Below are 14,060 nucleotides of genomic sequence, written 5' to 3'. Positions count from 1 at the left end.
GATACTGATCTGGAGTTGACGAAGAAGGGCGACGGCGAGCTCCAGAGGATCCTGCGCCTCTACAGCTTCCACGTACTGCAGACGGCCTCGATGCACTCGCTGGATATCGACGTGGGAGTTCCCGCCCGAGGCTGGCACGGGGAGGCCTACCGCGGTCACATCTTCTGGGACGAAATCATCGTGTTTCCCTTCCTCAACTATCGAATGCCTCAGCTGACTCGCAGCCTCCTTCTCTATCGTTATCGTCGACTCCCCGAGGCGCGGCGGGCAGCGGCAGAGCTCGGTTACAAAGGCGCCATGTTCCCCTGGCAAAGCGGAAGCGACGGCCGGGAAGAGACCCAGATGCTGCACCTCAACCCCCGTTCGGGGCGGTGGATTCCCGACAACACCCATCTCCAGAGGCATATCAACGCCGCCATCGCTTACAATTTGTGGCAGTACTTTCAAGTCACCGGAGATCTGGAGTTTCTCTCGTTTTACGGGGCGGAGATGCTCGTCGAGATCGCGCGCTTCTGGGCCAGCATCGCGACCTACAATCGGGAACTGGATCGGTACGAGATCCGGGGCGTGATGGGCCCGGACGAATACCACGACGCTTATCCCGGGGCGGAGCGACCTGGTCTCGATAACAATGCCTACACCAACATCATGGCGGTTTTTGTATTGAATCGAGCGCTCGATGTCTTCGAACTGCTCCCCGACGAGGAATGCCACAGGCTCTGCGAAAAGCTCGGCATCCAGGAATCGGAAAGGAAACGCTGGGAGCAGATCCGCCGCAAGATGCGGGTGCCGTTTCACGGTGACGGCATCATCTCTCAGTTCGAGCGTTACGAGACCCTCGAGGAGTTGGATTGGGAAGCCTACCGTGACCGTTACGATGACATCCGACGACTCGATCGCATCCTGGAAGCCGAAGAAGACACGCCGAACCGGTACCGGGTCTCGAAGCAGGCCGACGTCTTGATGCTCTTTTATCTGTTCTCTGCCGACGAGCTCGGCGAGATCTTCGAGCAGCTTGGATATCCGTTCGAGTACGACACCATCCCCAAGAACGTCGATTATTACTTGAAGCGGACATCGAACGGCTCCTCTCTGAGCGCCGTGATCCATGCTTGGGTCGCATCCAGGCTGGACCGGAAGCGTTCCTGGGAGCTCTTTCGCGAGGCGGCGAGAACGGACGTTTACGACGACCAGCGAGGCACGACGGCCGAAGGCATCCACCTCGGCGCCATGTCGGGCACCGTGGACCTCGTCCAGCGCTGCTACACCGGGCTAGAAGCCCGGGGGCAGGTTCTGCGGTTCAATCCTCTCTTTCCCGAAGAGCTCCATCGCATCCGCCTCAACCTGCGCTACCGCAATCACTGGCTGAAGCTCGACGTCACGTCGAAGCGACTCAGACTCGAGTCCCTCGCGCACGGAGCCGAAGCGGTTGCCGTCGAGGTCAAGGACACCCGCTTCGAGCTGGAAGAGGGTATGGTGCGCGAAATCGACTTGTAATCGTTTTCGAGATCGGAGAGCGCGCTTCCTCGACTCAGGACGGTAGGATAGAAGGAGAGGATGACGCGTCGCGGCGACAGGCAGAGATATTGGCGGACGAACCTTCGCTATGTCTTTACTCTTTTGGCCGTCTGGTTCCTGGTTTCTTACGGGTTTGGAATCCTTCTCGCGGAACGTCTCAATCGAATCCGCCTCGGGGGATTTCCCCTCGGGTTCTGGTTCGCGCAGCAGGGGTCGATCTACGTTTTCGTGATCCTCATCTTTATCTACGTGCGCCTGATGGACCGCCTGGATCGCCGGTTCAACCTGCACGAGCGGAAAGATCGATGAACGTTCAGGCCTGGACGTTCGTTCTGGTTACGCTGTCCTTCGCGCTCTACATCGGGGTCGCCATCTGGTCGCGCGCACGCTCGACCGGTGACTTCTACGTGGCGGCGGCGAAGGTGCCACCGGTTCTCAACGGCATGGCCACCGCGGCCGACTGGATGAGCGCGGCCTCCTTCATCTCGATGGCTGGTCTCATCGCGTTCATGGGATTCGACGGTTCGGTGTACCTGATGGGATGGACCGGCGGATACGTACTTCTCGCCCTATTGCTTGCGCCGTACTTGAGGAAATTCGGAAAGTACACCGTGCCCGACTTCGTGGGCGATCGCTACTACTCGCAAACGGCGCGGATCGTGGCAGTGGTCTGCGCTCTGTTCGTCTCCTTTACCTACGTCGTAGGTCAAATGCGAGGCGTCGGGATCGTGTTCTCACGTTTCTTGGGTGTGGAGATCCATGTCGGCGTCTGGATCGGCATGATGATCGTGTTCTTGTACGCGGTGCTGGGCGGGATGAAGGGGATTACGTACACCCAGGTTGCCCAGTACTGTGTCCTCATCTTCGCCTACCTCGTCCCGGCGATCTTCGTCTCGCTTCTCATGACCGGGATCCCGATCCCGCAAGTCGGATTCGGGGTTACGGTGGTGGACGGCTCGGGGACGTTCTTGCTCGAACGGCTCGACGGCCTCACCCGGGAGCTCGGTTTCGGAGTCTACACCGAGGGACGGAAGGCCACCCTCGACGTTCTCTTCATAACCGCCGCCCTGATGGTCGGTACCGCGGGATTGCCTCACGTGATCGTGCGCTTCTACACCGTACCCCTGGTGCGGCAGGCACGGAGCTCCGCGGGATGGGCCTTGCTGTTCATCGCGATTCTCTACACGACGGCGCCGGCGGTGGCGGCCTTCGCGCGCACCAACCTATTGACGACGCTGGCGAACCAGCCCTATGCCAGCGTGCCCAACTGGTTTCGGAACTGGGAAGCGACCGGCCTCATCCAGTTCGAGGACGCGAACGGGGATGGTCTCATTCAATACACCGGGCCGCTGTCCTCCGTTCCCAACGAGCTTACGATCGATCGCGACATCATGGTGCTCGCCAATCCCGAGATCGCGAGTCTTCCGGCATGGGTCGTGGGTCTCGTTGCGGCGGGCGGACTGGCCGCCGCACTTTCGACGGCGGCGGGCCTGCTGCTGGTCATCTCGAGCTCGGTGGCCCACGATCTCTTGAAGAAGTCGTTCCACCCGTCGATCACCGAGAAAGGGGAGCTTCGTGCGGCTCGCACCGCCGCCGGTGTGGCAGTGGTGGTGGCAGGCTACTTCGGGATCAACCCGCCCGGCTTCGTCGCGGAGGTGGTGGCTCTTGCGTTCGGTCTGGCGGCCTCGTCGTTCTTTCCCGCCATTCTGCTCGGGATATTCAGCAAGCGCATGAACCACTACGGAGCGGTGTCCGGTATGATCGCGGGTATCGGTTTCACTCTCGGCTACATCCTGTATTTCAAGTTTCTGTATCCCGAGCTCAACGATGTGGAGCACTGGTGGCTTGGCGTCTCTCCGGAAGGCATCGGCACGTTGGGTATGGTCATCAACTTTCTCGTCGCGACAACGGTGTCTCGCTTTACCCCCGCGCCGCCGCGCGAGGTGCAGAAGCTCGTCGAGGATATTCGGGTTCCGAGAGGCGCCGGGGCCGGCCACGAGCTTTCGGCGTAGGGTCCATCAGGCCGCCGGACAGCTCAGAAACCAGAACCCATGCCGCTGGGCGGCCTCGCGGACCCGTCGACGGAACCGGTGCCCCGGCTCGTTGCGCAGAAATCGCGGCGCTTGGGAGACCCTCTCGAAGCAGAAGCGGCGCGGCAGATTCTCGTAGTGCGACACGGGAGGATGCTCTCGCAACATGTCCTTCAGAGCGCGGCCACCCTCCCACGTGTGGTAGTAGATCTCTCGGATCCCGACGTCGCGGACGAGAAACTCGATGGCGGCGGAAAGCGCGGCCTCGTCCCACATGTGCCGATGCGGGTCCAGCACGCTTTCGACGTAACGGTCGACGTCTCGGTAACGCCGGCTGGTGCCCCGCATCATCCAGTGGTTCACGCACGTGCCGTATGACAGCCGTTCATGCTTTAGCTCCTCATGGATCCTCAGGGCGTTGCGCACCCAGTCGTTTTGAACCTCTTCGATCAGCGCCTCGCCCTCCTCGAGATCGATGTCCAGTCGTACCCAGGCGAGGGTCTGGCGTCCCGCCTTGTTGACCGGGTGGGACCACCATACGAAAGGATGACGATCGTCGTCGTCCGGGCGGAGCAACCTGCGGTAGGCGCAGTCGTGGGCCATCGAGAAGTTGAGCTGCAGTACGAGGTTGACGCCCCTTCGGCTGATCTGGTAGTACCGCCGCCGGCGATGCGGGTTTCCCCACAGACCGAGTGTCAGCACATAGCTCTCGAACCGGGTGGGCCACACGCCTGCTAGGTCTGTCGCCGAGATCTCGGTTCGATCCGCAAGCGTGCCCAGGACGGGCTTTCTCAACAGGCTGGCGAGCCGGGTTCGTCGAAGCTCGGAGACGGATCGGCCCCGGCCCGCCGCCAGGGCGAGAAGAATCAGGGCATAGCGATGTTTGAAGTAGGGGAAGACTCGTCGCTCGGAAGACAGGCAATCGAGAACCTCCCCCGCGTGGGCAAAGTCCACACGAGTCCTTTCAAAGCGGGGACAACTCCCCGCGTTTTCTGACAATGGATACACGGATTGTGTCGAGGCCGACCCGGTGCGGCGGTCGCCGCCCTACGCCGTCCTTACGGCTTCGGCGAAGACAATCGAGGACTCAGGTGCGGAACGATACGGAAGCCGGTGACGCCGAGCGTACGACCGCCGAGGGCCGGACCCGCAACGAACGTTTGCTTCAGCACGATCATGACTCCCTATCGAGTTGAAGGCGCAAATTGTAGCACAGATTTGGCACCATCGAGAGCCTTCGAGAATCGCTTCAGGCGGAGGTGATCTGAGGCCAAGAGGAAGGGAAGACCGCCTTCTGGTGAAGTCGGCGTAGCTCATGCGCCCACGATTTATCGCCGAACCGGTACTTGGCGATAACGGCGTCCCAACCGAAGCCGCTCTCAACGTCGCCGGGCGGGTGAAGGAGCTCTTTCTCGTGGCGTTCTCTTCCGCACCTTATCGCAACGCGCGCTGGCCAGATCCGCGGGTAGTGGTGCTCGAGCTCGGGCGCCGATTCGACGCGGACCCGAGCCGCAAGGTTACGGAGCTCATCGTTCACGAAGACGGGGGTGCGATGGAAGTCCGGAAGCTCGGCGGGGGCGACAAGGGCGAGGGCAGCGAGGTATTGAACGCTCGCGATGGACTCGAAACGCGTCTCGGGAACGCCGGGACGATCGATCACGACTCGCTGCGGGCCGGGCACCCGCACGAGGACTTCGTCGACGACGGACGGCTCGAGTCGATGGGCCTCGCCGAGCTCGCGGCAGGCTTCCACGGCGGCGAGCGCCTGCCGGGCGACGGGGTAGGGCTTGAGAGAAAGCTCGTCGATCCGCCATCTGTCTCCGAGAGCCTCGACGATGGCGGTCTCGGAAAGATCGACCCCTGCCAGTCGAAAGCCGAGACCCTCGAGAAGATCCGGCGGGCCGAGGATGTTTTCTCGTGCCGCCTTCGCTGCGTGAACGCCTGTCTCCGCCGCCCATCCGAGCGTCATCCAGCGAGAGGTGGACGAAGAGCCAGGTCGGATCGCGGTACCGCTGGTAAGCGCGAGCGCCGTAGCCAGCGCGCCGGTCGTCTGTTCGAGCGAAAGCCGCAAGGCCCGGGCTGCGGTTGCCGTGCTTGCGAGGGGGGCCGTGAAGAGCGTTGGCCAGATGCCTCGGCCGAGGATCGACGGGCCTCCGATGGCAAGCCCGAGTCGCAGCATGAGCTCGTACCCGACGGCGAGAGCCGCGAGAAAGTCACGGGGCGATGCGGTCGAGAGAGACAGCGCGGTAGGCACGACCACCGAGCCGGGTGTGATGCACGATGGTAGATGAATGTCGTCGAGCTCCGTCTCCCGGGTTGCCGCGACATACGCGAGGAGAGACGAGCCTTTCGCCCCCAGTGGCTTAGCATCGGCGATCTTCAATCCCGCATCGAGAGCTCCCAGCGTGTCGAGAAGGTGGAGCTCGAGGCGATCGAGCGTCTCCGGTGGCAGGCAGTCGAGCTCGAGCTCGTGAACGAAGCGTGCCAATGAGGTGAGGGTCGTCACGATCCCGCTCACTCCGCGCGAACGCGCGCCGTGCCCGCCATCACCTCAATCCAGAACATCGCGTCAGCCTGTAGTCCGCGAGGTCTACCGGCGTTGCCGCACCGCGATGCGCGCTTCCGCCGAGACCCAGCCCGCGTCAAAGGCGTACCCGGGCTCATCGAGGTCGATTACCAGAGGGGCGTGGTCGGACGGTATGGGTTTGCCCTTGCGTGCTTCGCGATCGATCTCCGCCCACACCGTACGCCCGCGCAGGGGCTTCGTCACCAGGAGGTGATCGATGCGCATCCCGCGGTTCTTGTGAAAATTCCCGGCGCGATAATCCCACCACGTGTAGCGGCCGGGTTCCTCGTGGTGCAGGCGGTAAGCGTCCACCAAGCCCCAGCGGCATAGTTGAGCGAACGCCCGTCGTTCCGGCTCCGAGACGTGCGTCCCGCCGTGCGCCGCGTACGGATCCCAGACGTCGATGTCTTCGGGAGCGACATTGTAGTCACCCCCGAGCACGAGCGGATCGTGCGGATCGTTGGCTTCGGACAGCCAGCGCGCGAGGCAGTCGAACCACGCGAGCTTGGCGTCATAAGAGGGCGAGCCCACCTCTCGTCCGTTTGGCGCATAAAGAGACACGACGCGGATCCCGCCGCAGACAGCCGAGATCATCCGCGCCTCGGCGAGGGGGTCCTCTTCGATGGCGTCCGGCGCTGCCGGAGGGCGCAGGGACTCTCCGAAGTTGACGATCATCCCGTCGATCCCGCAACGACTCGCAATGGCGACGCCGTTCCAGCGCCCCTGCCCATGATGGGCGAGCGCGAAGCCTGCCTCTCGAAACGCGAGGGCAGGAACCGCCTCGTCCGCGAGCTTCGTCTCCTGCATCAGGAGCACGTCAGGCCTCGCCCGCTCGAGCCACCACAGGACCTTGTCGAGGCGCGCTTTGAGCGAGTTGACGTTCCAGGTCGCGATGCGCACCGCTCCAAGATACCTCTTCCGGGGTCAACGTCCCAGCGGGCCGAGGTTGCTTGCGTCCGAGCGCTCGCTGCGGAATCGGCTACGCGCGACGTTCGCCGCAAGCTCTATGCCATCGGCACCAAACGTGCTATCAAATGAAGGCATGAGCTGGACACGTGCGCTGAGCGCTTCCGAGATACGCGACAGGGGCCGGGCGCTCTTCCGCCACGGCAAACATCAGATCGTTCTCTTCTCCACAGGCGACGCCGTCCACGCGATAGACAACCGCTGCCCTCACGAAGGCTACCCGCGGATTCAAGGCTCGCTCGAAACGAAGCCTTGCTCAGATATCCGGTAGTTTCCTCGGCGTGATCGCCCTGCGCGCCTCGTCGGTTACGACCTGCTGTACCTTTTCGTAGAGCCGCTGCGCGTCCGACGGATCGTTTTCGACCGCGACGACGCCGAATCTTCCGTTCTCGGCGATGGCCGCCAGCATGTGAACGAGGATGCCGGTCTGCCGGGCGTGGTCGAAGTGCAGGCCGTGCCGGATCAGTACGTCGAGCAGCTGGGCCGGTGAGAAGGCGTGGTACAGCGTTCGTTCCAGGTGGTCGCTGGTGACGTAGTACTTCGCAACCCCGTTCGGCGCGCGAAATTCGCCGGTCTCCGGATCGAATCGACCGTCGGTCAGAAACTGCAGGATCAGAAACGGATGCGTCGTGCCACCTTTCCGCAGGTTGATCTCGATGGCGTACGATTGCCACAAGTCCTTCTCGTCCCGCACCACGACGAAGTCGACAGCGAATCGGCCCAGCACGCCGCGGCGTGCCAGCTCCTGGCCGATCTTCCTCGCCTCGCTGGCGATCAGTGGACCGTAGCGCGGGTCCGCCGGAAACTTGCTGCCGAGGAAGCTCTGCCCGCCCGGTCCGCCCAGCAGCTGGTCGTGGGTCGAGAGCACTTCCACTTCGCCGAGGGGCGTGACCCGCATCTGCACGCTGGGGCTCGCGAAGCCGGTTCCCTCGATCCGCTCCTCGACGACGCCGCCGAGCTTCGCGATGGCGTCGAAAAACCCCTCGAACGTCGCCGAGGACGATTCGAACCGGATCGCGTGCAGTCGCTCTTGGAGAGCGGCCGCAGCCACCTCGCCGTCATCCGGGAGCCGTGCAAGATCCACGACCGCGTTGCCATCACCGGACACGCCGTCGTTTAGCTTGACCATGGCGCTCACGATGTCGGGCCTCTTTCGCCGCATCTCCGTGAGCGCCGCCTCGACCTCTTCCAGAGACCGCAGGTTTTCGACCCCGATCGGGTAGCTGGCGCCGGCCGCCTCGAACACCTCGCGGCTTCCCGATTTCGACCCGAGCGGCCAGAACTTCGGATCGGCGCCGTACAGCGGAATGCCGAGACGCAGCGCGAGGTCGCGCTCGTAACGGGTGACGTTGAAGGCCACCAGGTGGGTGCTGTCGGGATTGCGGATCAGCGAGCGAATCCTCTCCAGGACGTGCGGGCGCTCGAGCAACTTGACCGACAGCGGGCGCGGCGTGCGATCCTCGACCGCCACGTTGTGGAACCGTGCGAGCGCGTGGACTTTGACGACTCCCGGCAGAAGCGACAGGTAATAGTCCAGCGTGTCGGGCAGGATCGTCTGCGAGGTGGCATAGACCATTCGTGCGCTCGGTTGACGGAGCAGCAGCAGCATGAACAGCATGCGTTCCTCGTACGCTTGCATCTCCGCGCCCTGGCATTCGAAATCGAGCGATAGCGATGGGACGACGACGATCGTCTGCTCGCTGTCGTTGAGGCGCCGGATCCGCTCCCAGTGCCGAATCAACTTCTGCTGCAACCGGTCGAACCGGCGCTGCGCCTCCTCCTCGAGGATGCCGAGCGGAGGAACCTCGAGAGGTGGCGTCATGACCATGGTTGCTTCTCCGATGTCTTCGTAGTCGTCGGCAAAGATGGAAGAGCGTTTAATCTTCTACACTGCCTGAAGTACGGCAGACGTTTTGGCCACCGCTCGGCAGTCTGGGTCGTGGTTTTCCATCCGCCTCTTAGAGCGCTGTTACTGTACTTCCAGCGGCTTCGTGTAAACGACCTCTCCCCCGATGACGGTCATTTCCGGTTTGATCTTCCAGAGATCCGGAGCCGGGGCCGTCATGTAGTCCACGGGAATGACGACGAAGTCAGCGAGCTTTCCAACCTCGATCGACCCCAGGATGTCTTCCGCGTGCATGGCGTAGGCGCCCGCCATGGTGGCCGCCCGTAGAGCCTCCTCGCGGCTCATGGCCTCCGCCGGATACCAGCCACCCGGCGGATTGTTCTCCCGGTCCTGGCGGGTGACGGCAGCGTGCAAGGTATAGAAGGGATCGTACGGAGATACGGAATAGTCCGTCCCCGTAGCCACCACCACGCCGTGATTCAGGAGCGTTTTCCAAACATAAGCACCCTCCATGCGTGCCGGTCCCAACCGGGCCTCGGCAAAATGCATATCCTCGGTGGCGTGCAGAGGCTGCATCGAAGCGATCACTCCTAGCCTGGCTAGTCTGGGTATGTCTTGGGGAGAGAGCACCTGACAATGCTCGAGGGCGAACCTGGCATCTTTTCCATCCTTCCCCGTCGCTTTCAAGGCCCTTTCGAAGGCGTTGAGCGCAATTCGATTGGCGGCGTCACCGATCGCATGAACTCTCATATTGAAACCGATGCGCAACAAATCGGTCGCCGATCGAGCCATATCGTCTTCGGTGCGTCGTGGCTCCCCATGAAAACCGGGATAATCGCTGTACTCTTCGAGGAAATGCGCTCCCCTCGAGCCCAAGGCGCCATCCATGAGCGTCTTGACGGATTGAACGAAGAACCTGTTGTCATAGTTCAAAGGCTCGCCCAGCTTCTTCGCCGTTTCCTCGCTCACCATCTGGTTGATTCTGATCCTGAGCAGACCCACTTCGTAGAGCTTCAGACGTCTTTGAACGTCTTCATAGCTGGTACCGGCGCTTGCGCCATGAAGCGTCGTAAGTCCAGCCGCCAGCGCCAGCTGCGTTCCTTCGACGAGGTTGCGGCTCAATTCATAGTTGGTCATTGGCGGCAGAGATGGGATGAGGTCGAGCAATTGCGGTGGTGCCCTTTCCACGAATTCTCCGGTTGGCTCCCCGTTCTCGTCCTTCTTGATGTGACCCCCTTCCGGATCGGGAGTGTCACGCGTAATGCCCGCGAGCTCGAGGGCCTTGCTGTTGGCCCCGCTGCCATGCGTGTACCGGATGATGTATACGGGATTGTCCGGAGCCACGACGTCGATCAATTCCTTGCGAAATACCGGCGGATCCCAGACATCCGCCATCCAACCCGTCAATACCAACCACCGAGGCTCTGGCCCGGGACGCATGCCTTCCCCGGTAGCCAGCGAGCGCTGGATCACTTCCTGCATTCGCTCGACGGAAGCCCACTCACCGATGACTCGCCGGATGTCCGGTGTGCGGGGGTAAAGCTCTCTTTCCCCGAATCGGATGTGGATATGGGCGTCATGTAAACCGGGGATTACCGTCTTGCCATTCAAGTCCGACACAAAGGTACGAGGGCCGACGTGGGCCTGGGCTCCGGCATCGTTACCCACATAGATGAATCGACCCTCTTTCACCGCAAAGGCGGAAGCCGTTTCGAACTCCTCGTCGACCGTATAAACGTTTCCGTTGATGTAGACGGTATCGGCTTCTTGAGCGTCACCAACCCCTGACGCCGCGAATACGATCGGGATCAGCATCGCGACGATGGACGGTGCTCGGGTTGTTTCCATCCTAGCCTCCTCCCCTCTTTCCGAAACTGTCTGGATTCTATCCTGGACCGCCGGACTGTTTTCCAACGCGTTTGAAGCGCAGGCGACGAGCTCAAGCCCGAGGCCGACGCCAATATACGCAGTTTGCGTATAAGCAAATTACGTAGTACCATTGCGTCCCATGGCCAAGGGAAAGGACGGGCTGCTGCTGAACGCGCTCGAATTTCTGGTGCTCGCCGCGCTCCAACCGGGACCGGCCCACGGTTATGGGCTCGTGGGAAGGATCGAGGAGCAAACCGCGGGCGGGGTTCGTATCCGTCCCGGCGACCTGTACCGGGTGCTCTACCGCCTGTCGAAGCGAGGTCTCGTCGCGCCGGACTCTTCTGACGATCGCCGCAATTTCTATCGTTTGACGCGCCAAGGCGGCGACGTGCTCGAGGCCGAGGCGGCCATGCTCTCGGGCGTCATTGCCTGGGTGCGGCGGACGGGCCGGCTGCGGACCTCGTGACGGAGCGATCCAGGCGCCGATGGGCGGAGCGCCTGCTGCGTCTCTTTCCTCCCGCGTTCCGAAGAGCCCATGGAGCCGAGCTCGTCGAGCTCTATGCGAAGCGCGACGCGGCTTTCCTCGAGCTCGTTTGGGATCTCTCGAAGAACGCGGTCATCGTCCGTTGGGACGAGTGGAGGCTTCCGCAGACCGCCCCCCGGCAGAAACAACGCCACGGAGGTCAACCCATGGAGTCTACGATTCTCGACCTGCGCTTTGCACTGCGATCGCTGCGAAAGAGGCCGGGCACGACCGGGACGATCCTCGTAACCCTTCTCCTCGGCATCGGCTCGGCCACGACCCTTTTTACCGCCGTCGATCGGATCCTCCTGAAGCCGCTTCCATTCGACGAGCCGGATGCTCTCGTCCGGGTTTGGTGGCGGCCCGAGAGCTTCAACCAGCGGATCATTGCTTTCTTTCGCGACGAGTCGAGGACGTTGTCCGATCTCGCGGGATACAGCGGATGGGCCTTCACGCTCGCCGGGGACGGAGAGGCGGAGGAGATTCAAGGCGCAGTGGTCACGACGAACTACTTCGACGTCCTGGGAGCCGAACCCGCCCTTGGCCGCGGTTTTCTCCCTGAGGAGTCAGAGCCGGGGAGCTCAGACGTCGGCGTAATCAGCCACGGTTTGTGGATGCGTCGCTTCGGCGGCGATCCCGGAATCGTCGGCCGCCGCATCGATTTGGCGGGACCGGGACGAAACGGCGTGAGCGTGATCGGCGTGATGCCGGAAGCCCACGTCTCTCTTCAACGAGAATCTCGCTGGCAGGCCTGGTTGCCTCTCGAGCGCCCCGAGGATCTGGAAAAAGATGAATCGTGGTTCTTGAGCGCGATCGGTCGCCTCGAGCCCGGCGTGTCGGTAGAGGCGGCCTCGAACGATACGATTCGAATGGCGCGGCTCGTACGAGAAAATATGTATCCGAGGATTCCCGAGGAAGCGGTTGCGGCGGCCGGTGCGGAAAGGCTCGATCGTGTCATCGTCGGCGAGACGCGCAGCTATCTCGCGCTGCTTTCCCTCGCCGTCGGCATGGTGCTTCTTCTGGTATGCGCGAACGTCGCGAGCCTTCTGCTCACTCGGCACGGTGAGCGCGCCCGAGAGATCGCGATGCGCTCTGCGCTCGGAGCGGGCCGTGGTCGCGTGGTGCGGCAGCTCGTGACGGAGTCACTCCTTCTCGGCGTGGCGGGGGGCGCTCTAGGCACCGCCGCCGCGGGTCTCGCGATCTCTGCGATCCGACCCGTCGTGGCTCGCGAAGCCGTGCACGCCGCCGAGATGAGCCTCGACGTTCGGGTGCTCGGCTTCGCGCTTCTCACATCCTGCGGTGCGGCCCTTCTGTTCGGCGCTCTTCCCGCGCTTCGCGCGAGCCGGACGGAGGTCGCCTCCTGGCTCGGTGGAGGCCTTCGCGCGACCCATGCAAGGCGTCAGGGATTTCCGCGGCTCGTCGTCGTGTTCGAGGTCGCCTCGTCAGTCGTTCTCGTGACGGCCGCCGCGGTCATGGTGTCGAGCCTCATCCAGCTCGGTCGAGTCGACCCGGGCTTCGATGCGGAGCCCGCGCTCATCGTCGGCGTCAACGCTCCCGATTCGCGCTACAAAGAGCCACCGGCGAAGCGACAGCTCTATCGCGAGCTTCTGCCCCGCCTCGAACGGATCCCCGGTGTGCGCGCGGCAGGCGGCATTCACCTACTGCCCATGAGCACCGGGAACTGGAACTTTCCTTACGTTCCCGAGGGTATGACCTACGCGGAAGACGAGCCTCTGCCCAATGCCAACTTTCGCGTGGTGACGCCCGGGTACTTCCGCGCCATGGGAATTTCGCTCCTCTCGGGAAGGGATTTCGCGCCGTCCGATCGCGACGACGCGACTGCCGTCGGTATCGTGAACGAGACGATGGCATCACGCCTTTTCTCGGGCGAGGATCCGATCGGCCGGCGGGTTCACATCTTCTCGCCGACGGGGCCGGAATTCGTCATCGTGGGAGTCGTTGGCGATGTGCGACAGCACGGACTCGACAGCGAGCCCCGTCCCGAGATGTACCGCCCGCTCGAGCAATGGCCGCTCGGCCGGATGCTGATGATCCTGAAAACGGACGGCGACCCCGAAGCTCTCGCCGCCGCCGCGCGCGAAGTCGTGCGCTCCGTCGATCCCGACCTTCCCATCGTCCAGCTCGGAAGCCTGGGTGATTTCGTGGCGCAGTCTCTCTCCGCCTCCCGGGTGGTCTCCGCGCTTCTCGTCGCTTTCGCGCTGCTCGCCCTTCTGCTCGCGGTAGTCGGGGTTTACGGCGTCGCGTCGGCGATCGTCAGCGCAGGAGTCCGTGAGATCGGGATCCGTATGGCGCTCGGCGCGAGCGGGGATCGGGTGCGGCGCGATAGCTTGCGGCGGGAGATGATTCCGATCGCGGCGGGGGTTCTCCTCGGTTTCGCTGGCTCCGTCTTCGTGGAGCGCTTGATGATGGGAACGCTCACCAAGCTCGTGGCGGCGGGTCCAGGTCTCCTGGTCTCAACGTCGCTTTTCGTGACGGTCGTGGGAATCATCTCCTGTTGGCTCCCCGCCGGACGCGCGAGTCGGGTGGAGCCCACCGTCGCCCTTCGCTTCGAATGAGCAATGGGTGAATTGCGGTCTCTGCGTCGACGAGCGCGGGGCCTCGAACGTCAAGACTCGAAGTCGGGAACGAAGCGAGGCGATGGACGCGACGGTCGTCACGACCCCGTCATCTCCGCCCTGAGGCGCGCCGTGGCGTCGTCGTCCACCGCGAGCGTTCCCGGCG

Annotated in this window: 11 protein-coding genes; 6 read left to right on the top strand and 5 right to left on the bottom strand. The window is 63.0% G+C overall.

Annotated elements, in window-relative coordinates; translation table 11 throughout:
* From VEK15_04025 to VEK15_04015, 3 genes are all read left to right on the top strand, one after another.
* The coding region (locus tag VEK15_04025) for a glycosyl hydrolase family 65 protein (GenBank protein ID HXV59838.1) at positions 1-1,497 on the top strand (1,497 nt) is incomplete at its 5' end.
* 60 nt (positions 1,498-1,557) lie between these two features.
* Positions 1,558-1,827 carry a DUF4212 domain-containing protein gene (locus tag VEK15_04020; protein HXV59837.1) on the top strand — a complete coding sequence of 90 codons (270 nt, stop codon included), beginning with the start codon at positions 1,558-1,560 and terminating at the stop codon, positions 1,825-1,827.
* On the top strand, positions 1,824-3,530 hold the full coding sequence (locus VEK15_04015) for a sodium:solute symporter family protein (protein ID HXV59836.1): 1,707 nt from the start codon (positions 1,824-1,826) through the stop codon (positions 3,528-3,530). Before VEK15_04020 ends, VEK15_04015 begins: the two co-directional genes overlap by 4 nt.
* 6 nt (positions 3,531-3,536) lie before the next feature.
* Here the strand turns inward: VEK15_04015 and VEK15_04010 are convergent, their stop codons facing one another.
* The 3 genes from VEK15_04010 to VEK15_04000 all read right to left on the bottom strand — a co-directional run bounded on the left by VEK15_04010 (position 3,537) and on the right by VEK15_04000 (position 7,014).
* Positions 3,537-4,502 carry a hypothetical protein gene (locus VEK15_04010; GenBank protein ID HXV59835.1) on the bottom strand — a complete coding sequence of 322 codons (966 nt, stop codon included), beginning with the start codon at positions 4,500-4,502 and terminating at the stop codon, positions 3,537-3,539.
* A gap of 295 nt (positions 4,503-4,797) precedes the next feature.
* On the bottom strand, positions 4,798-6,054 hold the full coding sequence (locus tag VEK15_04005; protein HXV59834.1) for an MmgE/PrpD family protein: 1,257 nt from the start codon (positions 6,052-6,054) through the stop codon (positions 4,798-4,800).
* Between the two features lie 84 nt (positions 6,055-6,138).
* Positions 6,139-7,014: an exodeoxyribonuclease III gene (locus tag VEK15_04000; GenBank protein ID HXV59833.1), complete on the bottom strand. Its 876-nt coding sequence runs from the start codon at positions 7,012-7,014 to the stop codon at positions 6,139-6,141.
* Between VEK15_04000 and VEK15_03995 the strand changes: the two genes are divergently transcribed.
* Positions 7,007-7,351, top strand: a complete 345-nt coding sequence (locus VEK15_03995) for a Rieske 2Fe-2S domain-containing protein (GenBank protein ID HXV59832.1) — start codon at positions 7,007-7,009, stop codon at positions 7,349-7,351. The two genes, VEK15_04000 and VEK15_03995, sit on opposite strands and share 8 nt — an antisense overlap.
* On the opposite strand, the gene VEK15_03990 is transcribed toward VEK15_03995, so the two are convergent.
* Positions 7,337-8,902, bottom strand: coding sequence for a peptide ligase PGM1-related protein (locus tag VEK15_03990; protein ID HXV59831.1), 1,566 nt, complete (start codon positions 8,900-8,902; stop codon positions 7,337-7,339). The genes VEK15_03995 and VEK15_03990 overlap by 15 nt on opposite strands.
* A 147-nt stretch (positions 8,903-9,049) precedes the next feature.
* Positions 9,050-10,774, bottom strand: coding sequence for an amidohydrolase (locus tag VEK15_03985; GenBank protein ID HXV59830.1), 1,725 nt, complete (start codon positions 10,772-10,774; stop codon positions 9,050-9,052).
* 160 nt (positions 10,775-10,934) lie between these two features.
* Between VEK15_03985 and VEK15_03980 the strand changes: the two genes are divergently transcribed.
* Positions 10,935-11,261 carry a helix-turn-helix transcriptional regulator gene (locus VEK15_03980; protein ID HXV59829.1) on the top strand — a complete coding sequence of 109 codons (327 nt, stop codon included), beginning with the start codon at positions 10,935-10,937 and terminating at the stop codon, positions 11,259-11,261.
* Positions 11,258-13,894, top strand: a complete 2,637-nt coding sequence (locus tag VEK15_03975; protein ID HXV59828.1) for an ABC transporter permease — start codon at positions 11,258-11,260, stop codon at positions 13,892-13,894. Before VEK15_03980 ends, VEK15_03975 begins: the two co-directional genes overlap by 4 nt.
* The last annotated feature ends 166 nt before the right edge of the window (positions 13,895-14,060 follow it).

This window comes from Vicinamibacteria bacterium (assembly GCA_035620555.1).
Lineage (GTDB): Bacteria > Acidobacteriota > Vicinamibacteria > Marinacidobacterales > SMYC01 > DASPGQ01.
The sequence above is the reverse complement of the archived record's forward strand: the minus strand, read 5'-3'. Positions and strand labels throughout refer to the sequence as shown.